The organism is Paenibacillus polymyxa (assembly GCF_018614975.1).
Taxonomy (GTDB): Bacteria; Bacillota; Bacilli; order Paenibacillales; family Paenibacillaceae; genus Paenibacillus; species Paenibacillus polymyxa_E.
Map to the genome: position 1 here is coordinate 47,537 of NZ_JAGGNR010000014.1, position 25,388 is coordinate 72,924.

At 46.1% G+C, this 25,388-nt stretch carries 29 protein-coding genes, 1 tRNA gene and 2 pseudogenes; 11 read left to right on the forward strand and 21 right to left on the reverse strand.

What is annotated here, in order from left to right:
• Nucleotides 1–31: 31 nt before the first annotated feature.
• The gene (locus J7E78_RS13385; protein WP_215076669.1) at nt 32–460 is read left to right on the forward strand and encodes a cytidine deaminase; all 429 of its coding nucleotides are present in this window, start codon (nt 32–34) and stop codon (nt 458–460) included.
• An 81-nt stretch (nt 461–541) separates the two neighbouring features.
• Nucleotides 542–1,267 carry a DsbA family oxidoreductase gene (locus J7E78_RS13390; protein ID WP_215076671.1) on the forward strand — a complete coding sequence of 242 codons (726 nt, stop codon included), beginning with the start codon at nt 542–544 and terminating at the stop codon, nt 1,265–1,267.
• Between the two features lie 355 nt (nt 1,268–1,622).
• Here the strand turns inward: J7E78_RS13390 and J7E78_RS13395 are convergent, their stop codons facing one another.
• On the reverse strand, nt 1,623–2,453 hold the full coding sequence (locus J7E78_RS13395) for an aldo/keto reductase (protein WP_215076673.1): 831 nt from the start codon (nt 2,451–2,453) through the stop codon (nt 1,623–1,625).
• A gap of 174 nt (nt 2,454–2,627) precedes the next feature.
• A complete protein-coding gene (locus J7E78_RS13400) occupies nt 2,628–2,909 on the reverse strand; it encodes a hypothetical protein (protein WP_076209046.1) in 282 nt (93 codons plus the stop codon).
• Nucleotides 2,910–3,059: 150 nt separating this feature from the next.
• Here J7E78_RS13400 and J7E78_RS13405 point away from each other — a divergent pair, with 150 nt between their 5' ends.
• Nucleotides 3,060–3,458, forward strand: a complete 399-nt coding sequence (locus tag J7E78_RS13405; protein ID WP_215076674.1) for a hypothetical protein — start codon at nt 3,060–3,062, stop codon at nt 3,456–3,458.
• A 102-nt stretch (nt 3,459–3,560) separates the two neighbouring features.
• Here the strand turns inward: J7E78_RS13405 and J7E78_RS13410 are convergent, their stop codons facing one another.
• The 10 genes and pseudogenes from J7E78_RS13410 to J7E78_RS13455 form a co-directional block, all read right to left on the reverse strand.
• Nucleotides 3,561–3,782, reverse strand: a complete 222-nt coding sequence (locus tag J7E78_RS13410; RefSeq protein ID WP_017689421.1) for a YuzB family protein — start codon at nt 3,780–3,782, stop codon at nt 3,561–3,563.
• Nucleotides 3,783–3,803: 21 nt separating this feature from the next.
• Nucleotides 3,804–4,106 (reverse strand): heme biosynthesis protein HemY, encoded by a 303-nt coding sequence (locus J7E78_RS13415; RefSeq protein WP_036670085.1) that lies wholly within the window; start codon nt 4,104–4,106, stop codon nt 3,804–3,806.
• A 142-nt stretch (nt 4,107–4,248) separates the two neighbouring features.
• Nucleotides 4,249–4,506 (reverse strand): hypothetical protein, encoded by a 258-nt coding sequence (locus J7E78_RS13420; RefSeq protein ID WP_017689423.1) that lies wholly within the window; start codon nt 4,504–4,506, stop codon nt 4,249–4,251.
• Between the two features lie 197 nt (nt 4,507–4,703).
• Nucleotides 4,704–5,915, reverse strand: coding sequence for a M14 family zinc carboxypeptidase (locus J7E78_RS13425; protein ID WP_397330567.1), 1,212 nt, complete (start codon nt 5,913–5,915; stop codon nt 4,704–4,706).
• Between the two features lie 228 nt (nt 5,916–6,143).
• Nucleotides 6,144–6,953 (reverse strand): glutamate racemase, encoded by an 810-nt coding sequence (gene racE / locus J7E78_RS13430; protein WP_076249991.1) that lies wholly within the window; start codon nt 6,951–6,953, stop codon nt 6,144–6,146.
• A 221-nt stretch (nt 6,954–7,174) separates the two neighbouring features.
• Complete coding sequence (locus J7E78_RS13435; RefSeq protein ID WP_215076675.1) at nt 7,175–7,552, reverse strand: YtxH domain-containing protein; 378 nt, start codon at nt 7,550–7,552, stop codon at nt 7,175–7,177.
• Between the two features lie 184 nt (nt 7,553–7,736).
• Complete coding sequence (locus J7E78_RS13440; RefSeq protein ID WP_215076677.1) at nt 7,737–8,651, reverse strand: DUF4261 domain-containing protein; 915 nt, start codon at nt 8,649–8,651, stop codon at nt 7,737–7,739.
• Nucleotides 8,652–8,661: 10 nt separating this feature from the next.
• Entirely contained in the window at nt 8,662–9,123 is a 462-nt protein-coding gene (locus J7E78_RS13445) for a DUF86 domain-containing protein (protein ID WP_215076678.1), read from the reverse strand.
• Between the two features lie 173 nt (nt 9,124–9,296).
• Nucleotides 9,297–9,584 carry a Dabb family protein gene (locus J7E78_RS13450; protein WP_017689429.1) on the reverse strand — a complete coding sequence of 96 codons (288 nt, stop codon included), beginning with the start codon at nt 9,582–9,584 and terminating at the stop codon, nt 9,297–9,299.
• A 288-nt stretch (nt 9,585–9,872) separates the two neighbouring features.
• A pseudogene (locus J7E78_RS13455) lies at nt 9,873–10,262 on the reverse strand (phage holin family protein); the annotation flags it as partial.
• Between the two features lie 447 nt (nt 10,263–10,709).
• Between J7E78_RS13455 and J7E78_RS13460 the strand changes: the two are divergent.
• On the forward strand, nt 10,710–11,306 hold the full coding sequence (locus J7E78_RS13460; protein ID WP_017689431.1) for a helix-turn-helix domain-containing protein: 597 nt from the start codon (nt 10,710–10,712) through the stop codon (nt 11,304–11,306).
• A gap of 229 nt (nt 11,307–11,535) precedes the next feature.
• Here J7E78_RS13460 and J7E78_RS13465 read toward each other — a convergent pair whose 3' ends face one another.
• Entirely contained in the window at nt 11,536–12,684 is a 1,149-nt protein-coding gene (locus J7E78_RS13465; RefSeq protein WP_215076682.1) for a sn-glycerol-1-phosphate dehydrogenase, read from the reverse strand.
• 158 nt (nt 12,685–12,842) lie between these two features.
• Between J7E78_RS13465 and J7E78_RS13470 the strand changes: the two genes are divergently transcribed.
• Complete coding sequence (locus tag J7E78_RS13470) at nt 12,843–13,028, forward strand: hypothetical protein (protein ID WP_036609735.1); 186 nt, start codon at nt 12,843–12,845, stop codon at nt 13,026–13,028.
• A 100-nt stretch (nt 13,029–13,128) separates the two neighbouring features.
• Here the strand turns inward: J7E78_RS13470 and J7E78_RS13475 are convergent.
• Nucleotides 13,129–13,213, reverse strand: a tRNA-Leu gene (locus J7E78_RS13475).
• A 238-nt stretch (nt 13,214–13,451) separates the two neighbouring features.
• On the opposite strand from J7E78_RS13475, the pseudogene J7E78_RS13480 reads away from it, so the two are divergent.
• A pseudogene (locus J7E78_RS13480) lies at nt 13,452–13,854 on the forward strand (hypothetical protein).
• Nucleotides 13,855–14,075: 221 nt separating this feature from the next.
• Nucleotides 14,076–14,438 (forward strand): winged helix-turn-helix transcriptional regulator, encoded by a 363-nt coding sequence (locus J7E78_RS13485; RefSeq protein ID WP_215076684.1) that lies wholly within the window; start codon nt 14,076–14,078, stop codon nt 14,436–14,438.
• A gap of 50 nt (nt 14,439–14,488) precedes the next feature.
• Here the strand turns inward: J7E78_RS13485 and J7E78_RS13490 are convergent, their stop codons facing one another.
• The 5 genes from J7E78_RS13490 to J7E78_RS13510 form a co-directional block, all read right to left on the reverse strand.
• Nucleotides 14,489–16,105, reverse strand: coding sequence for a sensor domain-containing diguanylate cyclase (locus tag J7E78_RS13490; RefSeq protein ID WP_215076686.1), 1,617 nt, complete (start codon nt 16,103–16,105; stop codon nt 14,489–14,491).
• Between the two features lie 165 nt (nt 16,106–16,270).
• Entirely contained in the window at nt 16,271–17,008 is a 738-nt protein-coding gene (locus tag J7E78_RS13495; RefSeq protein WP_215076687.1) for a spermidine synthase, read from the reverse strand.
• A gap of 160 nt (nt 17,009–17,168) precedes the next feature.
• On the reverse strand, nt 17,169–18,071 hold the full coding sequence (locus tag J7E78_RS13500; RefSeq protein WP_076209057.1) for a LysR family transcriptional regulator: 903 nt from the start codon (nt 18,069–18,071) through the stop codon (nt 17,169–17,171).
• Between the two features lie 59 nt (nt 18,072–18,130).
• Entirely contained in the window at nt 18,131–18,868 is a 738-nt protein-coding gene (locus tag J7E78_RS13505; RefSeq protein ID WP_215076689.1) for an SDR family oxidoreductase, read from the reverse strand.
• A 24-nt stretch (nt 18,869–18,892) separates the two neighbouring features.
• Complete coding sequence (locus J7E78_RS13510; RefSeq protein ID WP_215076690.1) at nt 18,893–19,168, reverse strand: Atu4866 domain-containing protein; 276 nt, start codon at nt 19,166–19,168, stop codon at nt 18,893–18,895.
• Between the two features lie 159 nt (nt 19,169–19,327).
• On the opposite strand from J7E78_RS13510, the gene J7E78_RS13515 reads away from it, so the two are divergent.
• Nucleotides 19,328–20,263 (forward strand): AraC family transcriptional regulator, encoded by a 936-nt coding sequence (locus J7E78_RS13515; protein ID WP_215076691.1) that lies wholly within the window; start codon nt 19,328–19,330, stop codon nt 20,261–20,263.
• 64 nt (nt 20,264–20,327) lie between these two features.
• On the opposite strand, the gene J7E78_RS13520 is transcribed toward J7E78_RS13515, so the two are convergent.
• Complete coding sequence (locus tag J7E78_RS13520; RefSeq protein ID WP_215076693.1) at nt 20,328–20,765, reverse strand: MerR family transcriptional regulator; 438 nt, start codon at nt 20,763–20,765, stop codon at nt 20,328–20,330.
• 169 nt (nt 20,766–20,934) lie between these two features.
• On the opposite strand from J7E78_RS13520, the gene J7E78_RS13525 reads away from it, so the two are divergent.
• The 3 genes from J7E78_RS13525 (at nt 20,935) to J7E78_RS13535 (ending at nt 24,419) form a co-directional block, all read left to right on the forward strand.
• On the forward strand, nt 20,935–21,789 hold the full coding sequence (locus J7E78_RS13525; protein ID WP_215076694.1) for an SDR family NAD(P)-dependent oxidoreductase: 855 nt from the start codon (nt 20,935–20,937) through the stop codon (nt 21,787–21,789).
• Nucleotides 21,790–22,036: 247 nt separating this feature from the next.
• Entirely contained in the window at nt 22,037–23,200 is a 1,164-nt protein-coding gene (locus J7E78_RS13530) for an oxalate decarboxylase family bicupin (protein ID WP_215076695.1), read from the forward strand.
• Nucleotides 23,201–23,279: 79 nt separating this feature from the next.
• Nucleotides 23,280–24,419, forward strand: coding sequence for a zinc-dependent alcohol dehydrogenase (locus J7E78_RS13535; protein WP_215076696.1), 1,140 nt, complete (start codon nt 23,280–23,282; stop codon nt 24,417–24,419).
• Between the two features lie 136 nt (nt 24,420–24,555).
• On the opposite strand, the gene J7E78_RS13540 is transcribed toward J7E78_RS13535, so the two are convergent.
• Nucleotides 24,556–25,344, reverse strand: a complete 789-nt coding sequence (locus tag J7E78_RS13540; protein ID WP_215076698.1) for a class I SAM-dependent methyltransferase — start codon at nt 25,342–25,344, stop codon at nt 24,556–24,558.
• Between the last annotated feature and the right edge of the window lie 44 nt (nt 25,345–25,388).

Sequence of the window (25,388 nt, forward strand, 5' to 3'; positions counted from 1 at the left end):
ATTTGAAGATAAAGAGGGGAACTTGCATTACATGACATCACACACCGAACCACTCAATATTGAACAGAAATTGTTCGATGCAGCCGCAAAATTTGTGAAGCAACGTTATCCTCAGGGATGGGGCGGTGCGGGTGCCGCCTATACCGAAGCTGGTTCCCTGCTGATTAGTGTAGCTCCAGAGGTCATCAACGATGCCACGCATCTGTGTATGGAAACAGGAGCTTATCTGGAAGCCCACAAATTGAACGAGCGCGTTACCCACTCCCTCTGTATCGCTCGTGATGATGAGCATTCAGAATTCAAGGTCCTTACACCTTGCGGTGTATGTCAGGAACGATTATTTTACTGGGGTGAAGAAGTCAAGGCTGCCGTATACGATCCTTCTGGTCAACTGGTCTTCAAAAGACTGGATGAGATCCAGCCTTATCATTGGTCCAAGGCATATCGGGATAAAAAGTAATCTCCTTGCGAATTATAGAAAGTGGCTTTATAATTGTAACTACATTAGTTTCAACTAAAAGGATAATGGAGGTTTAACATAATGAATATTGAGATATGGTCTGATTTTCTGTGCCCTTTCTGTTATATCGGCAAACGCCGCCTGGAGAATGTACTGGAACAATTCCCACACCGTAATGAAGTGAAGCTGCAATTCAAAAGCTTCGAGCTTGATCCAAACGCTGCATTGAACCCAGGCAAAACCAATTCGGAATATCTGGCTGCCAAATATAATATGAGCGTGGAACAGGCCAAAGGTATGAATGCCCAGATGAATGCCAATGCTCGTACGGCAGGACTGGAATACAATATCGATGCCATGATCCCTACGAACTCCTTCTCAGCTCACCGCTTGACACACTGGGCAGATACACAAGGTAAAGCCCTTGAACTAAGTGAACGGATATTCCAAGCTGTGTTTATTGAAGGTAAACACTCCGGCGACCCTGAAGTGTTGGCTCAGTTAGCAGAGGAAGTCGGCTTGGATCGAGATGCAGCTACGGCAGTGCTGTCCAGTGATCAATTCACCGACAATGTCCGCGCTGACCAAGCGGAAGGCGAGCAACTCGGCATCCGCGGTGTGCCGTTCTTCGTATTCGACCGCAAGTTCGCCGTATCTGGCGCACAGCCGGACGAGGTGTTCCTGGATGCCATTCAAAAAGCATGGGACGATCGTTCCCCATTGACCATGATTGAATCCAACACAACAGAAACAGACGGCAGTGGCATCTGCACAGATGACGGCTGCGAAGTCCCGAAAAAAAATTAAGCCAATTCACAAAAAAAGTAGCAGGATCCAGGGATACCCTTGGATCCTGCTACTTTTTTATATGCTTTTTAATTACCCACCAAACCTAAAGATATATTTATAATTTTCACGATAACGAAGTGGGCAGAACAAAGCTGGAGAAGCGGAGCGCTCGCATTTATCCCCGGATTTCTCCCATGATACAGGGACTTTCAAAAAAATCCGGGGATAACGGCAATGGAAAGATTGTTCTGCACACGTAGTGTCTTAGCATGACCGATTATCCTTACATCTTAACCTCACGAAAGAACGATTCCGTAACCGGAACAACCACCAGTAGTTCATCAAACAATTATATTCAATTAGCGCCACCCACTCAATCCCAGAACAGTTGATCTGGATGTGGGCCCGTCCGCTTATCTGAATCCATTGCATCAATCTGTCTCAACTCATCCGGTGTCAATTCAAAGTCAAAGATGTCCGCATTCTCACGAATACGCTCCGGGGTAACCGACTTCGGAATCGTCACAATCTGATTCTGAATATCCCAGCGCAGAATGATCTGTGCTGGCGTTTTCCCATATTTCTGGGCCAGTGCTTTGAGGGTGGACTCTTGGTTCAGCTTGCCTTTCATGATCGGGCTCCAAGCCTCCAGTTGAATTCCCTGCGCCCCGCAGAAATCCTGAAGTTCCTGCTGGATCAGACCCGGATGCAGCTCTACCTGATTTACCGCAGGCACCGTTCCGCCCTCATCTATGATATCTTGCAGATGATGTACTTGAAAATTACTCACACCAATCGCACGAATACTTCCTTCGCTATATAGACGCTCGAATGCTCTCCACGTCTCCTTGTACTGGTCTCTGCCAGGCCAGTGAATTAAATAAAGATCAATCACATTCAGTCCAAGTGCTTTCTGACTGGCTTCAAATGCTCTCAACGTTGAATCAAATCCCTGATCCTCATTCCAGAGCTTGGTCGTCACAAACAGTTCGTTACGGGCAACACCACTGCTTGCAATAGCTTGTCCCACTTCTTCTTCATTGCCATAGATGGACGCGGTATCAATACTGCGATATCCAACCTCCAAAGCGGTCTCAACCGCCTGTTGTACTTCCTTACCTTTTGCTTTATATGTTCCAAATCCTAGCCATGGCATCGTTACTCCGTTGTTCAGAATCGTACAATCTGTAATATGTTTTGTCATTCTGTACCTCCCGTATGGAATTTTACCTGCTCTTGTTCTATTAACCTTCTCACAGAATTTTAAGCGACCATTCGACATACTGTCGGAGTAGATCCATGGATCGAGAGTCGTTGCAAAAGACATGAAGAACCCGCAAAGCATTACTGCCCTGCGGGTTCTGGTGTGACAGGAACATTATAAATTCCCTTGACCGTGCTGACTCTGGATTGAATTCAATCTTCTCTTCTCCTCGATGAACATTTCCTCTGCCAACTCAACACCTTGCCCTCCGAGTGAAAGCTCTGCTTGTCGCATCGCCTGCTCCGTGTGTGCCAGACGACGTTCCGCCTGTACAATGGTCTGTGCCGTCGGATGAGACATGGCCTGAGATACAGCATAATGAAGCTTGTTCACCGCATTTTGCGCCTGAGATACGGTGGTATCGGCTTGCAAACTGGAATCATAACGCTTCGGCATGAGTATTCCTCCTTGGGATTATCATGTTCCTGTTACCCCTTTAGGATGGATAACACAAGCCTTCCTTATTCTTCTTTTGTGTTTTTATCGTAACTTTAGTTGATTTCGCTACGTTTATTAGATAATCATGCCGAATCAGGAGGAAATCATTTGAAGAAAATAGTATTGACTCTCTGCCTGTTGCCTTTGCTCATTTGGTTACAAGCCTGCACTCCTGCCGCATATGAGATAGAAGGATATACCGGCTCATACATTAACCCCGACATCCCCGTCCCAACCAATGCAAAACTTATTGAAGGCTTAGCCTATTCCGATGATCCCAACTTTAAAAAAGGCGCTAAGTATGAGCTGAAACATATTGGAGGTGAGCAAGGACTCTACCCACCAATGGATTATTTTCAAAAGTTAGCGGATACAGGCTGGGTGGAATTAGAGGAAGAACGGCTGGGGCATGTACATTTTCTGAAAAAGGATAATACCGTCATCGCCATTGAAATTCGAGAAGATACCTTCCAAATTACTGAAATGGTCAAAGGTGCTATGGAGTAACACATCCTTTCACTGCTACCCAAACGCAAAGAAAGGAGAGGCACGTAGCCCCTCCCTTCCGGTGTGTGGACGGTTTTCGTCCGTCCACCTTGTTATATCCTGTTACTTCACGAACTTTGCGACTTTAGCGAGCACTTCTTCTTCTGTCGGCGCACTGATATACCGACCATTAATAAAGACAAATGCACGTTTCGCGCAAGGACCGCAATAGGATTTGCACCCAATCTTGATCTCCGTGTCTGGAGCCATTTTTTGCAACTTGGGCACAATCGATTTCAGTCGGACATGATTACACTTTTCGCATACGCGGATATCGTTAGCCATGAGTTCCCCTTCTTCGCACCCTTAGTGGTCGCCGTGATTACCTTGGGACGGATTCGTAATAACAAATCCCTCTTCCGGGAAGTAGAGGTAATCAATTTTAACACCGTTCAACAAAGGCTGATCATTCGCGAGAATGACATCAATCTCTTTATCGGTAGATACAACCGTATCATTTTCTTTTGGTGTGTCGAGATCAAGCCCGTAGTGAGCATGGTCACCATGTGCATGTGTGATGACAACGCGCAGTTTTTTTCCTTCATTCTCCGGCTTGTCCAATTCAAGCTTCAATACTTTAGCAGCATTACGCGTAATTTTGCAGTTCATTCTCTTCATCTCCTATATTGTAATTGCAGGTTTCAACAATTTCAGCATCTTAAACTACAGCATCTATTGTAAAGAAAGTTACCGCTCTTCGCAATAACATTGATGCGAATTCAATGTTAAAATGATCCCCTGGGGCCGCAAATTAAGAAGGTGCCCCCTCCTGAAGCACAGGATATTTACGTTCTGCCCGGCTCACAAACCAGTTCATCAGAATCAAAGTGACCCCGATATCATCGATGGGCATAAACGGCATCACGTCAGGAAGTACCCAGTACAGCAGCGCTGGAATAATAAACAGCAGCTTTTCTCCCAAAGGAATCTGCGGAGCCCGGAGCAGCCGGGGGAGCCTTTTGAAAACTTGTGTCCATCGTTTGAACGACAGCAGTCTTCTCCACTTCATTTGAATCCCTCCGTAACATTATATATATCGCCGAAACGGCACATCCATCATTACCCCTTCAAGAACCATTCAGAACGAATGATGTAGACTGTCATTATAAAAAAATAATAAAAACGGAACGTCGCTCATAGCGTCCGTTCCTGTTATACGAATGATCTACTGTTAAGTTTCACACCTTCATCATTTTGGGTCTTGCCTCATTGTCCATTGGATAACAGTTCAGCCAGCAACATTCCCACTTCGATACAGATATCATCAAACTGTTCTACGGGAAGCGGATTAACACCCAATCCAACTTCTACCGTGAAGCCCGGTCTACCGAAATCTTGAATAAACCAGTCCTTGTATCCGGCATCACTGCCACCGAGCTTCACCGCCTTGTAGCCGGAAGCTTTGGCGAGTCTACGCGACAGCGGTCCACTCTCTCTAGGTTCCAGATCACGGTAGTTCCAATAGATCTCCTGTCCCTGACTATGCAGGGATACAACCGCATCAAATGTGTGTTGCCGCGTCCACTGCGCAAGCGCCAGTGCCTCCGGTTCTGTCAATGGCGCTGTCCCCGCATAATCCCGGGGACCAGGCGAGGTCACACCTCTTCTCGCTGCCTCTTCATCCCAATGGGCTGGAAATTGATCATTCAGATCCACCCCTCTGATGTTGGCCTTCCAGTGGGTGAAATGTGATCTGCCGGCATTCCAGGCCAACAACTGCTGTGCATGTGGATGCTGATTGACTACACCTTCCTGAACCAGTTCGACCCCGTCCGGATTAACCATCGGCACAGCCCAGAGTGTCGTCTCTTGCATCCAGCGTTCTGTCTGGTATTGATGCCATGTCCTATGCGCACTATACGCCTCAGCATACTCTTCGATAAACTTCATCAGAACTGCTGTTGTCAACCACTCATTAGCATGAACGGAAGCGTTAACATGGATATGTCTCGCCCCTTGCCCAATACGCAAATAAGGCAGCGACTTCCCCATGACACTTGTTCCAATGGACCCCATCTCGATAAACGGATATTGATTCTCCAGCTTGTCTATATCCCTCATTAATTCTCGATAACCATACTCTCCCTGAATCTTTACAATAGTTTTTCCATTCGAAGCCGGAATATGAATACAGCGACCAACCCAGTCGGTTATATTGGTAATTTCGGGATTGGCCTGGCGCAACACCTCTTCGTCCAGACCAAATCTCCCTGCAATCTCCCCTACACTTTCTCCAGGCGGTACAGCGTATCTGCGACCTGTCCCGGTGACAATACGCAGCATCTGACCTGCCAGCAAGTATGGCTGGGAAGCCACTTCCGGGTTCAGTGCAGCAAGTAACTCTTTGGTCATATGGTGTGTTGACGCAATTCGCGGCAACGTATCTCCACGTTGAACGATAATCCACTGCAGATCCATGTTTCTCTCCTTTCCACAGGAAAAGACAGGTCTCCTGTCCAGTTCTGACCAATCTCGTGTCTGTAACATATGTATGCAGGTCGGGTTGTCCGTCATGTGACATGAATCATGTTTATCTCCTGTTAATTCATAATGACGACAAAAAATCCCGAAACTTCACAGTTCCGGGATAGTCCACAACCAAAATACATTAATTAAAAGTCTTATTCATGCATATTTTGAGTATAACTATGATAATTGCGTAACCTGCCAGACAACAGGCGTCTTGGAGATCTGCTCCCCCAACCATCGACGGGTGATATTCTGGAACATTCGCGGGTCACCCGTGCAGAAAAATTGATGCACCGGAGTCTCATCCCCACTGGCCAGCTTTCGTTTATCATATAAAATCGTACTGATCTCACGTGCCGTTTCATCTGCTGAACTGATTAACTTCACTTCCTGTCCCATAACTTCCTGAATCGTGTCCATGAGAAAGGGATAATGCGTACAACCCAGAATAAGACAATCTATTGGCTGTTGTTTGATCTCCCCCAATGATTGTTCCACCGTATGTGTCGTGTGCTCGGAACGAAATTCACCTTGTTCCACCAACGGCACCAGCGCCGGACAAGCCTGACTGACCACATCAATATAGGGGGACAACTGCTTGAGTGCCGATGTATACGCCCCACTACCTATGGTACCCGTGGTACCAATCACACCAATACGTCCTGTACGTGTCGCTGTGATTGCGGCCCGCGCACCCGGATGTATAACACCAATGACAGGCATATTCACCTTGCCACGGATATACTCCAACGCGGCTGCTGTTGCTGTGTTACAGGCGATAACGATAACCTTCGGATCGAATTGGATCAAGAAATCAACGATTTGTTCCGTAAATTGTTTTACTTGTTCGGACGAACGGGGTCCGTACGGTGTCCGGGCAGTATCCCCAAAATAAATGATCTTTTCCCGCGGGAGCTGACGCATCACTTCCTTGGCGACGGTCAATCCCCCCACACCGGAGTCTAATATAGCGATTGCTTGCTGCACGAACACACCGCTTCCTTCTTCATTGAATTGGTTCTCAAAACGATTGTTTCTCAGAGCTTTCTTCCTACCGTATGAATATTCCGGCAAAAAGGTACCTACATCTTACCCGATTTCATCGCAGGGTTCAAATTAAATCCGCTCGCTACGTCATCTATGTGTGGACACGCAACAAAGCAGGCTGTCCTCTAATTAGAGGACAGCCTGCTTATCCCAAGCTTTGCTTAGTTGTCGTCCTTGGACTCATCCGCAGGAAACTTCGCTACGATGTCAATTCCGGGTTCATCCACTGCTTTATCGATATCCTTATCAACAATGGCTGCCGATATACGAATCTCTTTCCCTTCAGCGCAATTGCGCCAGGATTGAACATCCTGAATCACGACATCTGCGGTCTCTTTAACTTTGGATACGATCTGTGAACTTTGTTCTCCCACGATACCAGCCAGTTCCTGACCTTTCTCCGATACCTGACGAGCACCTTCTGTAATATCCTGACGAAGTTCACGTCCCGATTTCGGCGCCAGCAATAATGCCGTTACTGAACCAACCACGGAGCCAATAAGAGCTCCCCACAACAAACTTTTGTTAGAATCCTTCACGTCACATCTCTCCCTTTACTATTGTTGAAGTACCGGATCAGAAGCAACGCTCTGTCGCTCAGCCATCCGGGCGAATGCCTACTCTGTTGATACATTATAAGCAGCACAGGCTTGACTTGACACTCCAGATGTTAAAAATAATCCGAACCCCTTTTTGAATGGATGCAAATGACTTGGCTTAAATTCAGTTCTGACGAGCCGGCTCGAGATCAGCGGCGGCATGCTCATCCCCCGGGTCCAAATCAATAACATATCGTCCAGGTGCAATCAATGCCGCCTGATGCTCACAACGCCAGCGACGTCCACCTGAAGAACCCAGCGTCTGTCCATCTTGCAGAACATCTCCCTGATCAAATATGTAATACGCTGCACCCAGTAAGGTCTGAGCCACCGTATCCGGATCAAGACCGACGAAGTGACACTGGACATCAGGTACACCCAGCGCAGATAATCCCACGGTATCCATGACCAACCCGCGCTGTTCCTCTGTACCTCCGGCTTGATACATTCGAACGTTCATGGCTGCATACAGATGTTCCTCACGTTCCTGAGCTTGCGTATATGCTTCAGGTTCAACCAGCTTATCACTGCCATACCAATACAGCGCATCACAGGTCACACTTTCCATGATTGCCAGCACAGTCTTCTGAAACAGCTCCAAGCGCTGTTTTCGAGGCATGGCAGCCGTGAACATATCATGTATCCGGATGGAGTACCGCGAAGCTTCTACAACCTGTCCCACTTCCGGCCAATGCCATGCTTGTTGCAGAGCACCACCAAAACGTGCACGATCCGCGATTTCATTCACAGGAAGCATACAAGTCTGAGCAGGGATATCCCCTTCCTGAAAGGAAACCTTATGGTCCAGATGATAGAAGACGAGCATCTCATGCTTTTGCCCTCCGCTCTCTTGTTTCACATCCAGTCGGACTTGTCCAGTATGACGAATCATAGCTTCCTGCAAACGCAGGCGATCCACCTCTGGACGTTCCCGGAACAAGAGTTCAACCATATACACCGGATGGAATCCGGAAGGTGTGTCATTCGTTTCGTTACTTTCAGTATTTACTTCATTGAATTCTTTTGATTCATTTGACATACGATTTCCCTCATTCCTTACGCTGTCCCTCGGCCTGTGCCGTATTGAAAGGACCAAGTTCTGTTTCCACGTAGGCACTAACCTGAGTAGTAAAATGTTCAAGTATACTCGGCAACTCTACGCTAAGCGGATGGAGCTCAGACCGCTCCCAACTGTAATAATCCTGCACCAGTGGCTTGCGTAACGTGACAAGCTGACGCAATATCTCATAGGTTGGATTATCAAAAACCTTTTCTTCATAATTAATCTGAATAATATCATCATAACTGCTCGCATCTCTCATGATGAAGCCGTCTATCAGATAACTTCCCACATCGGTAACAATCTCGATCGCCAGGTGAAGACAACGTTCCTGTACCATCCCCAGCATGAGACTGCCATCCCAAGCTTCTGCTGCCACGCGAAGCCCTTCAGCTACTTCCGGTACAGCAGCAAGCCGGCGGGCAATCTGTTCTCTGTTCACATAATACATTCGTTCACTTCCCGTTCAGTGAGTTATCGGTTCCGTTTCCCTCTTCGCTTAAGCCAGAATATCATCACAGGACAAGCGATTAGAAACACAACAAAAATATATAGAAATTCCATAACGTCTCTTAAATCGCTCATGCAGAGTCCCCTTTATCTCAACGTAGTTTGAATGACAGATCAGATTTCGTAGTCCACTGCAATTGACTGTTCTCTGACTTCGTTCATGTACTTGATAACTTCCTGATGAAGCGGGTGTACCTGATACGCCTGGAGATCCTCCAGTGACGCAAACTCCGCCGTGAGTGAAATGTCGAACGATCTCTCCGAGCGAAGCACATCAATCCCGATTTCAAGTGAAACCAGGACATCAATTTTACCTTCCAGATTGCGAAGCACCTGGGCTGCAGCTTCAATACTTTCTGCTGAGCGATCTTTCATTTTGAACAGGACAATATGTTTTATCATCTGGGCAAGCACCTCGTTTAATATAATAGTAGGAATGAATGAATTTTCATGTATCCAAAATATATCATAACGTTCTCTATTACGAAAGGATACTTGGAAACGTTCTCTTGATAAGAAAAACTAATCCGAACCGTTTTCTTTCGATTCGGATTTCTTTTGAGATCCATCCTCCGTCTGTTTCGCGGATTCATCCTGTAGAGTTTGTCCTGTTTCCGCCTGCTGCTTGATGTTGTCCGGGGTTTGCTGCGGTTTGGACCATTCACGATTCATCAGATACTCCTGATCTTCCTGATCTTCCTGTTTCTTCAACACTGCAATGGCCTGTCTGAGCTTTGCAGGCAATGGAAGACCGATTTTGGCATAATTCTCGGTAATCGAAATGAGTTCATTCACTAGATAGAAATAAATAGCTCCGCCTTTGATAAAATCAGTTCCCATGATCAGATCAATTCGGTGGGCAAGCAAAACAACGGTCAGCATGAGCCCTTTGCGAGCAATTCCCCAGAATCCAATGTTGCTATTCAACCCGGTTCCTGTTCTTACCGCCGCTGCCAAACCTGTTATATAATCCACAGCCATCGCAACCGCGAGCAGGCTCAGCAATTGATCCCATCCGCCAAAAGCAAACGTAACAAATGCTCCCGAGATGACAGCAAAGGTATTCACAGATAGATGCACGTTCCTCACCTCTCCCTTACACATGAGTATCATACAATATATGTAAAAGTAAGAGATTTGACAGGTCACATGTCATGCTGAACATGCGGATTTATCATTTCAGATTTGTGCACATCCTTTTCGCAACAAGGGAACGAAAATCACATTATTTTGGGGAATTCAGGGAAATAAACCGCATCATATCAACAAAAACAGATAAAAGTTCTTTAGACCTAATAATAAGCAATTAGAACTATTTTATTTTTATTCCTGTTCAATTTTCTCCCTCATTTTTAGTGAAACATTGTAATCTAGGAATATACTAGGATGTGAATTGGCGCATGGTCTAGTTCGTAGTTCCCTCTTTATCGTGAATTGACGCATTGACGCATTTGTAACCGGTAAACCAGGCACTTGAAAGTACCCCGTTGTTTATTGTAGTATTTGGTTAAAAAAATCGGAGGAAATATGCCTAATCAACCAGAACAACATTCCATCCAGGCGTGGTCTCTGATCAACCGTAAATACTTGGGAAAAGGCGTCCGTGTTAAACGATTCCGAAAACCGACACGCTGTCAAATCCGCAATCGTGTTCTTCTTGCCGTGCTGATGGCCAATGATATCAAGTTGTCCCAGCTTGCTGAAGACCTCTCCATCTCTTCACGCAGTGTCAGTGCGTGGGTATATGAAGGACGGATACCCGGCAGTACCAATTTGGACAAGACTTGCCAATTACTCGGCTACCCGCGTCATATTCTCTTCAATGAAGAAGTTGTGCGTAATAGCCCTGTCATATGTCAACCCGAGTCATCTCGCTTCATGAAGCGTACGGTGACCCGTTCTCCGGTTAGTAACCGTATTTTGACAGGCTTGTGTATGGTCCATGATTTGTCGGTGACAGATGTCAGCCACTGGATCGGGGTTCATCCCGGCACTTTCCGCAAATGGCTGCATCAGGGAACACTGCCTTCTGCTGCGTTTCAGGAACAAGCGGAGCAATTTTTCCGTATCCCGAAAACTATTTTGTTCGCAGATGTCATCTTGAAAGATCGTCGTAACAACTAAATAAGCGAACAGCCAAAAGGCTCTGATCTCCCCATAGGGAGGCCAGAGCCTTTTCTAAATGAAACTATATCCCCTTCTCTCCCGATCTTGAAGCAGCCTCCTGGCTCTTCCATCAGTAATGTCAGGTAGATGCCCCTTCTCCGCCTTTTAGTCCCAACCAACGCGTTTATAGTGCTCTACAAGCTAAGTTTATGCAATCTTGAAGACCAAACTTCCTCAAAGTACACCCTCACCTCGTGTTTAATACTTCATTGATATATCTCAATCCGGTATATCGAGGACGAAGCGTATGCGCTGTGTTGAATGCATGTTCCACCATCTCCGGGGTTACACCGAGTTGCTCAGTAGTCACAGGTCCACCTACTTGCTCCAACCATGCGATGAGTTGAGAAGCCTCCGGCAATTGGTCATATATTCCAAACACAGGTTCACCCGATGTCTGTGCAAGTTCTTTATATTTCACCGTAAGCAATGCACATGTTACGCCAACTTTGGCACCATGCAGAACCGGTCTTTCTCCCGCTTGCATCAGACCCATCTCCAAGATGTGGGACAGATGATGCTCACCTCCGGATGCCGGACGGGAATGGTCAATGATCAGCATGGAGATACCGGAAACAATTAATGCGTCCATTAATACAGCTACTCCCTCTGCTCGCCCCTCCGCAATAGCTTGTACATGATCTATGCAGGTATTCAGCGCTTCTTCTGTCATCCGATAAGCAACTGGACAGAACGGTTCTCCGCCAAGTTCACGAGAAACAATCCAGTCTGCAAGTGAAGTATATTTACCAAGCATATCTCCGAATCCGGCAGCTGTCATCACCTGGGGGGCTTGCTCCAGAATATCCAGATCGGCAAAGATAGCCTCCGGCGGAACAGCCTGAAATGTTTGTTTGACGCCGCTTACAATTAAGGGTGCACCCGCAGAGGTAAACCCATCCACTGAAGCTGCTGTCGGTATCGACAAAAAGGGCTTGTTCATTTTGGAACAAACAAATCTCACCAGATCATGAATGGTACCTGAACCCACCGCAATTACAGCCTGACTTTCCTGTCTCACACCCAACATGACCTGTACAATAGCTGCTTCATCCGCAATGATATCCCCCGTCCGATTCTCCGGTAGAGCGATCTCATCCACATGCATTCCCGCTTCGCGAATACTACTCAGCACATCAGATCCAGCGGCCCGAAACGTATGTCGATCATAAACAACCGTCACCTGACGATATCCTTGCTCAGACAAATAACCCGGTAACCTTTGAATGGCCCCAGCTTCCAGATGTATCAGCATATCCACCACTCGGTGTTGATGACCGCAAGCACACTGCTGTGCTTCCTCATTCCATGCTGCAATTCGTTCGTTCATATTCATTCGATCTTACCCTCCCATATGAGATATCATGCATAATTAACGGGTTAAACCCACAAGATAAAAAAGGAAATAAAATGTGATGATTTTCCTGATCACACTTTACTTCCTGTACCCTATATTTGCAAATCCATATCTCACATTTCCAAGTAGGTGAAGCAATGAAATTAACAAAAGAATTAGGAATTTCGCTCGGATTTCTGGCCGGAACCACCTTTGGCAGCGGTATCGCTTTTTTGTTTCGTCTCCAGTCGGTTGAAGTGGTTGCCAGTGTTACGCTATTTGGTATTGCAGGAGCCATTGCCGGGATCATCACGGCCGTCATTCTGCGCCAGCGGCAACATTAGAATGCCAGCTGCTGCATGCCAGATTCGCACAAATGATCCAAAAAATAAAAAAAGGTTCGTGAATTGCCTAGAGCAACTCACGAACCTTTCTTTGGTTAGATGCGGTCGAGAGGACTCGAACCTCCACGGGGGGTTAGCCCACACGGACCTGAACCGTGCGCGTCTGCCAATTCCGCCACGACCGCATAATATGTATCTCTTCATCCATCGATGAAAAGTGTTCCGGTGAAGCAATTCCTTGTTTTACCGTAATTCAGAGTATACATGCTCCAAAATAAAAATGCAACTTCTTTTTTATTCATTCAAGCATAGGACATATGTCCTTTTTTATCAACTTCAAACACCCTATCGTAACATTAAACAAATAATCCATCCATACAAATGCAAAAATGAAGGAGAGATCTACTTTGAAAAGGATCAAATCTGTGCTTTATCGGTGCCGGGTTTCATGCATCCACGAATATTTACCCTTCTGTTATCGAAGCCGGAGCGCAGATCCAGGCCATCGCCACACGAAGTATGGAACGCTCTGAAGCAGCTCTGCTGCGATTTGGCAGCAACGGAAAAGCTTACTCCCCTTCATATGGTCGATCTGATGCGTTACTTATTCGGAGAAGCAATACGAGTTACAGGCACAACCGTGAAGGATGGGAAACATGGATCTCCCATGTCCGGAGCTTATCGCGATCTTTATCTACGCGGGTTTGTTGGTGAAATGGTGCACTTCATCGCGTGTTGCCAGAATCAGACGGTCCCTCATTCCAGCGCCAAGGATAATATTGCAACGATGGTTCTATATGACTCCATTCTATCGTCACTGAAGTAGCGCATATACGCTCATCATCATATTTTATACATCCAGAGAAGAGCCTGAAACCGGGGCTTTTTTTTATCTTATAGACATCATCGCATCTGCCTTCGCTAGAGTTAGGGTTTATAATCTGCCTAATAAGTGATATGCTCTTTCATGAACTATACGTACTTTATGTAATGTAACCACCCAAATAGATACCATAGAAAATCACCGTAAAGTGGAGGTGTACTATAATGAATAAGGACGCAACCAAGCTATGTCCCGCGCCATACGGCTGTTCCGTGGAAGTTACCCTCAGTGTGATCGGAGGCAAATGGAAAGGTGCCATTTTGTATCATTTATTCTCAGGTCCTTTGAGATTTAACGAGATTCGAAAATTGTTTCCTGACATCACCCAGCGTATGCTCACCCTGCAACTTCGAGAGTTGGAAAGCAGCGGAATTGTGCATCGTGAAATATACCCCCAGATCCCACCTAAAGTGGAGTATTCCCTCACACCTTTTGGTGAAACGTTACGGCCGATCATCTTCAGCATGCGAGATTGGGGAGAAACGTATACGAATGAGGTTCTGGCCAGATCCTCACAAGAGGTATAAAACACAAAAGAAGCTGTCCCTGGTTCTTAGGGAACAGCTTCTTTACTTACTTATTTAATAACCGTCTGGATCGTAACCGTACGGTTACGCCCGTCTTCCTTCGCTTGATACAATGCATTATCGGCCAAGTGAAACAGTTCTGTGGATGTTGTGGAGTGCTTCGGATATTCAGCAATCCCAGCCGAGATGGTGACGGAACGATCTATAGGCAATATGCTTTCTTCGACTGTTATTCGAATACGTTCAGCAAGCTCAAAAGCCACGATAGACTCGGAATTTCTTAACAAGACTACAAATTCCTCTCCACCAAACCGGGCGCAGACATCTTCTGGTCGAACAGACAATTGAATGATATTGGCAATGTGTTTCAATACTTCATCCCCAGCATGATGCCCGAATGTGTCATTAATGGACTTGAAGCGGTCAATATCCAGCACAATAATAGAAAATGGCGCTTCATCCTGAATCCATGCCTGGATGACTTCTTCGAAGGTTCTGCGATTGTTCATACCTGTTAAAACATCGGTCCTGGCATCAGAGACAAGCTGGTTTGTCTGTTTCCTAAAGTTCACCAATGCTCCAACAACTGCTCTTGTTAGAAGGTCTGCCTCTCTATTCCAGTGAGGTTTCATCACCGGTAGATCCACTTGTCCCTTATCGACCTGATTCACCAAGTCAGCCAGCATAACAAAAGGACTGGCCAGCTTGCGGGCAACCCGAACCACAATAAGGGTCAGGATCAGGAAAGGCACTGAAGTGTACAGCAACAACATACGGATATGATGATTCAACTGGTCGTTCACCGTTTGGGTTGGAGACACGATGACGACGCCCCAATCTGTTGATGGAACTTTGTAATAACCTGCAAGTGAATCCACACCTGCCAGGTTTTTGTATCGTTCTTTACCGTTCTCGTTTACTAGCAGCTTTTGCACCACTTCATTTTCACTGATATTTTCACCAATTCGGTTGGTATTTGGGTGAAATAACAAAGTACCCTTCTTATCCACAATAAAAAAGTAGGAACCATTACTTGTCTTGAGCTGACTGCCAAAAGACAGACTCAATATATTATTTTCCTGCAAAAAGATATTTCCACCGATTGTTCCTTGATACTCCCCTGCCGAATCAAAGATCGGTTCACTGACAAATACAATTCTGCGTTTGGTCCTGGATGTCTGGTACGCTTCGGAGATATACGAAGCCCTCAATTTAACTGCTTCTTTTGCTGCATTGGAACTAACACGGTGACCTACGCTAGCCTGTGAGTAAGGTGAGGTAGACCTGACTACTCCCGCTTTATCTACCAAAGCAACAGAATTGAAAAAATTACTGCTGCTTCGAACCAAATCCAATGTGGAATTCAATTCATTTGTATTGGAGTGATCCATATCCGGGAAATATGTGGCTGCATATTTCAAGCTCTCCTGCATGGAATAAAAAAGCGAATCCAGAGTTTGGCTCATTTGCACAGCGCTTGCATAGTTTAGCGACAGAGTGTTATCAATGAGTGACTGTTTCTGAGATGTATAAGATGAGATGACCATGATGGTCAATGTCATTATAACTGAAATAGTGACCAACCCGCCGAGTAGAGCCGTAAGGCTGATCTTCTTGATGTTTTTTATTTTTCTTCGTAATCTAGATCTCTTGATCTGTGCAATCATCGTTTACTTCCCCCGGATTTTCATGAAAAAGGCATATTCCTTCTATCTTATACGAAAGTTGTTAAGATCAAATAAAGAGGTTGAGAAATCTTAACAATTACATCGTAAGATTGACGATTTAATGACATTTTACTTTCCCTGGAAGAATCACTGTTCAGGATCGCCCTAATCGACAATGATATATCCTTCTTCTGGCTCTTGTTCAACAAACCCTGCCATCTGACGAACCTGAAATCCGATCGGGTGATGACTACCCATTAAAATGCGATTTTGAACTTCATCCGCTGTTTCTGTAGGTAATGCGAATGCACGTGTATAAGCAAACTGTGCCTGAAGTGTCGTATAGATCGCATTGACAAGCCGATCGTTGCCCGCACGCCCGAACACATTAAGGATCACAGCTCCGTCCGAGTCCAGCTTGTCCTTGACCATGGCAAAAAAATCACTGGATATAAACTGCTCGGGTGTACCCGTTGCGGTAAAGGCATCAATAATAATATAATCATATGTCGCAGCGGGTTCCTGGCCTAATAATTCACGACCATCCCCAATGAGCACAGGATTTCCCTCATATCCAAAAAAGGTCTGGCTCAACTCCACGACCTCTGCGTCCAGCTCAGCCACCTTTACCTGACGATCAGACAAGTAGGTTGGCAATGTGCCAATACCATGTCCCACCACAAATACGGTATTAAACTCAGGATCATTCCGTTCCATTAGATGCACCATCGCTCTTGGATACTCCAACACCATCCGGTTAGGCTCATCCAAATCCATGGCTCCCTGCACAGCTGCGTTGGAGAATTCTAATACACGAAACTGGCCCTTCTCTCCATATAGCTTTTTGGTATCATATACCGTCAGCTCATGCTGTTCACTTTTATTCCGATACAGAACTCTCACTAACCGTTCTCCCTTCAATCTCTTACACCCAGTCGACATATACCTTCATTCTATTACACGGGATGACAACATACCACCCTATACTTGAAAGATCGTAGTACAACAAAAAAAACCGTTCCGATCATTCGGAAACGGCCTTTTGATGAACCATTCAACACCACTAAGACCCTATGGCCTCATGCAGAGCCTGGACATATGCTACACCCAGATTAGAGAGAGAAGTACTCTTGTGGCTTATCCAACCTACATTAATGGATTCCTCACATTCCAGCGGTACAGGAATGATCTCGTTTCCGTTCAGATCGGCGCTAAGTACGCCCGTAGAGATTGTATACCCATTCAGACCAATCAATAGGTTAAACAATGTTGCGCGATCATTGACCTGTATGCTTTTGGGGTGAGATAACGTACTCAGGATCTCTTCGGAAAAATGAAAAGAATTGTACTCTCCCTGATCAAATGACAAGTACGGATAGTCCTGCAGTTGCTCGATTGCAACCGACTCCTGCTTCGCCAGCGGGTTCTTCACACTGATAAAGATATGGGGCTTGGCTGTGAACAAACTCGTGAAAACCAATCCCGCATCTTTTAACAATTTGTTAATCACCTTGGCATTGAACTCATTCAAATACAGGATGCCAATTTCACTGCGCAGGCTTTTCACGTCCTGAATAATCTCGTAGGTCTTTGTCTCCCGAAGCGCCAACTCGTATTCATCCTGACCATACTGCTGTACCAGACGAACAAAGGCATTCACCGCAAACGCATAATGCTGCGTCGATACAGAGAAGTGCTGCGGGGATGGCTTGGCGTTCAGATAACGATTCTCCAGCAATTCAGCTTGTTCAACCACCTGACGTGCATAACTCAGAAACTCAACTCCTTCTTTAGACAGAGATATTCCCTTATTGGTACGTTCAAAAATAGTAATTCGCAACTCCTGCTCCAGATCCCGAATAGCATTCGAAAGGCTGGGTTGCGAGATAAACAACCTTTTGGCTGCTTCATTCATGGAACCGCGCGTGGCAACTTCGATCACATATTTTAGTTGTTGTAGGGTCACTGCACTATTCCTCTTTTCGTATCAATTGAACCTATTATATACCAAAAGAGGATCTGACCTTAAGCCAAGCTTGCCGTCGGTCTCACTACAATCTCATTTACGTCCACCTCCGCCGGTTGGCTAATGGCGAACAAGATACTTTGTGCAATCGCCGAGGCGGGAATGGATATGCGCCGATACTCTTTCATGAGATCACGTGCTTCTTCATCAGAAATCGTATCCGCGAGTTCCGATTCTGTCACGCCTGGTGATACAAGGGTTACACGGATATCTCCGCCTACTTCCTGTCGCAACCCCTCCGAGATGGCGCGGACCGCGTATTTGGTTGCACAATACACCGCTGCCGTTGGTGACACGGCATAGGCTCCAATAGAGGCGACATTAATAAACTGGCCGAAACCCTGCTTTTTCATGACGGGTAGTCCAGCCGCAATGCCATGCAGAACACCACGAATGTTAACATCGATCATGCGATTCCACTCGTCTACCTTTAACGCTTCAAGGGGAGATAGCGGCATGACTCCAGCGTTATTTAAAATAACATCGATACGTCCATAGCGAGTTTGAGCGAGGTCAACGATCGTTTGCATCTCTTCCAATCTGGTAACATCCAGCGAATGATACGCCACCGATCCGCCTTCCAAACGAATGGAGGAGGCCAATGCCTCCAAACGTTCCATACGTCTAGCTCCAATAACTACATGTGCTCCATGCTGTGCAAGCAATCGAGCTGTTGACTCACCAATTCCACTACTCGCACCGGTAATCACAACAACTTTCCCTTTTACATTGGACATATTAAATCGCTCCTTATTCGGTTGTTATTGTACATTTTCTCTATACAAAACCATGCCTGCATGATACAAAACGCCGTCCCTGAAGTCTCCATCAGCTGTAAATCCCGTATCATCCACATACTCTATATGTTTCCCATGAACAATATAGCGACCCTGATATGCACTTTGCCGATCTCCTCTCGCTTCATCATATCTACCGCAAGGAAGAAGTTCGTGTCTGATATATCCATCCTTCGTGGCCCACATCCCCACATACGGGTGTTTGGGTTCTTGTTGGTCGCCCATTGAATTACGCTCCATTGTTTCTCGCTCCTCTCTGCTTCAAAAGATTCCGTTGCTTATCTCTATTATGCAGAGGATCAGTCGTTGTACGATAGAAAAATCCCGCAATATTCTTGCCTATTCCTCCAGCGCGTTTTAAAATAATAGTAATAGCGGTTTACAAGGAGGCTGCAATTCATGCTTATCAAAACAAATGAAACGGATACGGGCATCACGGAGCAGCAGCAACAATTGGCGCAACTTATTGAGCATTTCACCCCAAATGACGGGATACATCCAACAGCAATTCCATCGCTTGCTTTAATCCGCGCCTCCGAGATCTCACAACCCATATATTCCGTTCATCAGCCTGCCCTTTGCATTGTCGCCCAAGGTTCCAAATTAGTTATACTCGGCCGCGAGAGCTACACCTACGACTTGTCACAATATTTGGTGGCTTCCGTAAACTTGCCTATTTCAGGGCAGGTTGTACAGGCGACAACCGAACATCCCTATCTATGTATTCGACTCGATTTTGATTCAGGACAGATTTTCGATCTGATTCAGGATACGCCTTCTGCACAACCCAAACCTGACCATTCAACACGAAGAGGATTGTTTGTTAGCTCAACCACACCTTCCCTTCTTGAAGCCGTGATCCGATTGGTTCGGCTACTGGATACACCTGAAGACATTCCCGTCCTTGCCCCTATGTTTATCCGCGAAATTCTATATCGTATTATCCAGGATGAACATGGACATTCCATCAAGCAGTTTGCTATTCAGGACAGTCATGCACAGCACATCGCCGAGGTGATCGAAGTCATCCAATCCGATTACGCTAAGCCACTTCGGATTGAACAACTAGCTGCCATGATCAACATGAGTTCTTCCTCATTACACCATCATTTCAAAGCCATTACCGCCATGAGCCCTTTGCAATTTCAGAAACAAATTCGATTGCATGAAGCCCGGCGAATGCTGCTTGCAGGTTCAACCGATGCCGCCGACGCTGCGTTCCAGGTTGGCTATGAAAGCCCGTCTCAATTCAGCCGGGAGTATGCCCGCATGTATGGTCTCCCTCCCAAAAGCGATATCAAACGACTTCGTCACACACTCGATATTAAATGCTAGAAACAGCAAAAAGACCCGCGTCATCATGACGTGGGTTTTCAGATTCAAATCGGCAGCACTGCCATCAAATGAATATGTTCTGTTTTTCAAAAACAGACATCTGGTTCTCCCCGGTAATAGGACATTCATCAGGATACATACTTCGTTTCTCCAACTTCTCATCGATAAAATCAACGACTTGTTGTAGCGAAGCAATCTGTGCTTCAACTTTCTTCCGGTGATTCACCAGCATCTCCCGTTCATCCGGGAAATCTGCGAGATCGGAATCCATGGACATTTGTAAATAAGGCTTCATTTCCTCCAGAGACATTCCTGTTTTTTTCAGGCAAGTGATCAACTTCATCGTATGGATATCCTCCGAGCGATATACCCGATGGCGATTGGCCTTGCGTTCCGCCCGGGGAAGCAGCCCAATCTTCTCATAATAACGAATTGTATCTTCTGATAATCCGGCCTGTTCTGACGTTTCTTTAATGGAGAACATTAAATTGTCGCTCATCATATGGGCCTCCTCCACATTCATTTCTCTCCATATTACAACTTAGAGCTGACTCCAAGTCAAGCATGATCCTTTCAATCCCAGCACCCCTTGACTTGGAGTCGACTCCAAGTTATAGAATGAGCGCAGCATACAGATTCGTTCTGTAATCCCATTCTATCTGGAGGTATATATGAATAACCAAAATCAGCTTCGCACCGCTCTCATCACAGGTTCAACATCAGGCATTGGTCTTGAACTGACACGCAAGTTACTGGCTGAAGGATGGCAGGTAATCGGTCTCAACCGCTCTGCTTTCCCATCCGAGGATACCGATATTCAGAACGCCTTACGTTCAGGCAAGCTTCGTTGGGTTCAGGCCAATCTGACCAACTACGACAGTCTGAGGACTGCACTGGATCAGATTAAATCCGGTACTGATTCAATTGATGTTTTGTTTAACAATGCGGGTGGCAGCGCTTCAGAGCTTCGTTTCTCTGATCAGGGGCATGAACTACACTTTGAACTTCAGACGGTAGTCCCTTACATCATCTACATGGAACTCGTTGAGCTATTGCTTAAAGGACAGATGAAAACAGTTATTAATACTTCCACCACCTCGTTCAATATGGTCAGACAATTTGATATGAACATCCTGGAACGTCCAGCCGAATTCAAAAAGCTGTTTGGTCCTTATGCCACCTCGAAGCTCGGTCTATCTCTATGGACACGTGAGGTTGCCAAGTCTACCAGTGCGGATGGCATACAATTACTAAGCGTAGATCCCGGTGGAAATAATACGCTAAGGGGCAACAAAACATCCGGCCTGCCCTTCTATATCAAACCTATTATGAGATGGTTCTTTCCTCATCCAAGTCATGGTGCTTCATTGCTCTACAGTGCGGCTTTATCACCCACCAGACATGAATCCGGTACATTTCTGGTGAAAAATAAAGCGACAGCGCTTCGTTTCACAGAGCAAGGCCCTGCTGTTTTAAAGCGGGTAAACGAGATCTACGAGCAGCGTTTTCATACAACGCAGGCATGACGGGCAAACTGCCGAACGACTGATGAAAGAGCATCTTCAATCCGATCTGGAATTCTGCCTTCATTTGATTCGATAACCGGATTCGTGGATTGTTCGACTTTCTCACATACGTATAAAGACGTGACCGCATGCGGTCACGTCTTTTTTGCCCTTTGTCCCTCATATTATCCAGGCCCTGATTCATAGGTGTAAACATAACGATGCAATGTCGCGTGTGACATGTTATTGAATCTGGAGGGATCATTCAATGACCAAAGGACAGCAAGCAAACGAAAAACCATTCATCATCCCACAACCCATTCGCAGTGATGGCGCTGGAGGACCTGATCTGGGACCCAGAGACGTCATGAGAGATATACAAAACCCTGATATGCTGGTACCTCCAGCTACGGATAACGGGTTATTGCCCAATCTGAGAATGTCTTTTTCCGATACACATATGCAATTGAACCATGGGGGTTGGTCACGTGAAATCACCGTACGGGATCTCCCTATTGCCACTACACTGGCAGGTGTGAACATGAGCCTGACACCGGGAGGTGTACGAGAATTGCACTGGCATCAACAATCTGAGTGGGCCTATATGATCTGGGGAACGGCAAGAATCACTTCGGTAGATCAGAACGGACGTAATTTTATTGCGGATGTCGGACCTGGCGATCTCTGGTTTTTCCCAAAAGGTCTACCCCATTCCATTCAGGGACTGGAGGATGGTTGTGAATTTCTGCTTGTGTTTGATGACGGGTCCTTCTCCGATCTGAATACGTTATCCATATCGGATTGGTTTGCCCATACCCCACCAGAGGTATTGTCTGTCAATTTCGGGGTGCCCGAATCCGCTTTTCAGTCAATGCCGAAGAAACAGGTCTACATTTTCCAAGATACCGTCCCGGGTTCCATCGAGAGCCAGGAAGTTCAGTCGCCATATGGTACCGTTCCTCTCACATTCAAACACAGATTGCTGGCCCAGGAACCACTCATTACCCCCGGCGGAAGCGTCCGGATTGTCGACTCCACCAACTTCCCCATCTCAACTACCGTTGCAGCCGCACTCGTTGAGATCCGATCTGGCGCCATGCGTGAACTGCACTGGCATCCCAATGCAGATGAATGGCAATACTATCTGACAGGACAAGGGAGAATGACTGTATTTGGAGGCAATGGCATTGCTCGCACATTTGACTATCGGGCTGGGGATGTCGGATATGTTCCTGTCGCAATGGGACACTATATACAGAATACTGGTACAGACACTTTATGGTTTTTGGAGATATTCCGAAGTGATCGATTCGAGGATGTATCGCTGAATCAGTGGATGGCGTTAACCCCGCGGGATCTGGTCCGCGACAATCTGAATGCGCCGCCTGAGTTGCTCAATGCCTTGCGTAAAGTAAAATGGCCTGTCGTTTAAATCAGTATGTATATCTATCATTTAAGCTGAAATGGGATAATTTACAAATAATCCCACTATATAAGGAGGAATATGAAAGATGAGAGCCGTTACGTTTCAGGGAATCAAGGACGTTCAAGTCAAGGAGGTTGAAGATCCCAAACTGCAACAAAAGGATGACATTATCGTTCGTATTACTTCCACAGCTATATGCGGATCGGATCTGCATATTTATCAGGGAGCCTTGCCTGCTGCCAAAGATTATGTTATCGGTCATGAACCGATGGGCATTGTAGAAGAAGTAGGTCCGGAAGTGACACGTGTGAAGAAGGGGGACCGCGTGGTCCTGCCTTTTAACATCGCTTGTGGTGAATGCTTCTATTGCAATCATGACATGGAGAGCCAGTGCGATAATTCCAATGGCAATCCGGATATTCATACAGGTGGTTATTTTGGGTTCACCGAACGCTACGGAAATCACCCCGGAGGTCAGGCAGAATTATTGCGTGTTCCTTACGGGAACTTCACTCCGTTTGTGATTCCGGAGTCCTGTGAACTTGAAGATGAAGCATTATTGTTCCTGTCTGATGTTCTTCCAACCGCATATTGGAGCGTGGAGAATGCCGGAGTTAAACCGGGAGATACGGTCACTGTACTCGGTAGTGGACCCATTGGGCTGATGACGCAGAAATTCGCCTGGATGAAAGGTGCCAAACGCGTTATTGCTGTGGATCGCCTGCCCTATCGACTGGAGAAAGCCAAACGTTTGAACGATGCAGAGATCTTTAATTTCGAAGATTACGATGATATGGGTGAGCACATTCGTGAGATTACACAAGGCGGGACCGACGTTGTTATCGACTGTGTAGGTATGGATGGTAAAAAGAACATGCTGGAAGAAATCGGACAGAAGCTGAAACTTCATGGCGGTTCACTGAGTGCGATCGAAATCGGCATGAAGGCCATTCGCAAATTCGGTACACTCCAACTTACGGGTGTATATGGCTCTTCCTACAACATGTTTCCGTTAGGCAATCTGTTTGAACGCAATATCAACCTCAAAATGGGACAAGCTCCTGTTATACATTACATGCCTGAATTGTTCCGCAAAATCACTGCTGGTGAATTCGATCCAACGGAGATCATCTCCCATCGGATTTCACTGGAGAATGCAAGCGATGCGTATCGCATTTTCAACGATCATGAAGACGAATGTACCAAAGTTATACTAAAACCCTGAACCGTCGCTTTGACTATAAATATGCAGAATAAAACAAGCAGAACTACCTGTCCAAGGTACTCTGCTTGTTTTATTTTATCGACATTCATTCGGGTACCGTTACATAAACTGCTCAGCTAAATGGTCTCTTACCTAATCAGACATGAGTCGGTTTAATCGCTTGGATATACACACTTTCTCCCTGGAAGCTGTCGAGCTTCCCGTTCGTTGTCACTTCAAAATTGAAAAATTTTCTGATGATGGACGGTGCACTCAACATGCTTGCTTCAAGTTCCCCTCTCTCCCGTTCCGGCAGTGCTGCACGGTTACACCACTCTTCAAACTTAAAGCGTTTCTGGAAGGAAACCATCGTTTCCATTCGAAAACCGGCATACTCCAGCATATGAATCCATTCCGTCTTGCGCCATGCTCGAACATGACTTGCATCCCGGCACTTCTCCACTTCATTGTAAAACTGGTCATTCTCATCACGTTCAGGTGCCACGTTGTCAATGAATAAAAACCTTCCACCAGGCTTCATGACGCGTAATGCCTCATGAACAAACGAAGAAACGTCCGGAAAATGGTGAGCAGCAATTCGGCAGGTCACAAGGTCATAGATATCATCATCAAATGGCAGCTTCTCTGCATCCCCGGCTACAAAATCTACATTATGGTTTCCATTCCCCTTAATAAATTGTTCAGCCACCTGAAGCATTTCTTCCGTTAGATCAAGGGCTGTCACCCGCTGAACAAATGGAGCCAATGCATTAGCGACATGCCCTCCTCCAGTGGCGATATCCAGCACGTTCATATCCGGAGTGGCTTGAGATGAAGCCACGAGCAACGCGAGATCCTCACCTTTGGCATGCCCCGAACTCGTCACGTATTTACCTGCATTTTTCGCAAACTGCTTCTGCACCTGACTTTTAATTACATCAGACATTCCAATTCCTCCTGCATAAGTTTCATTAGACGAAACATAGTTTC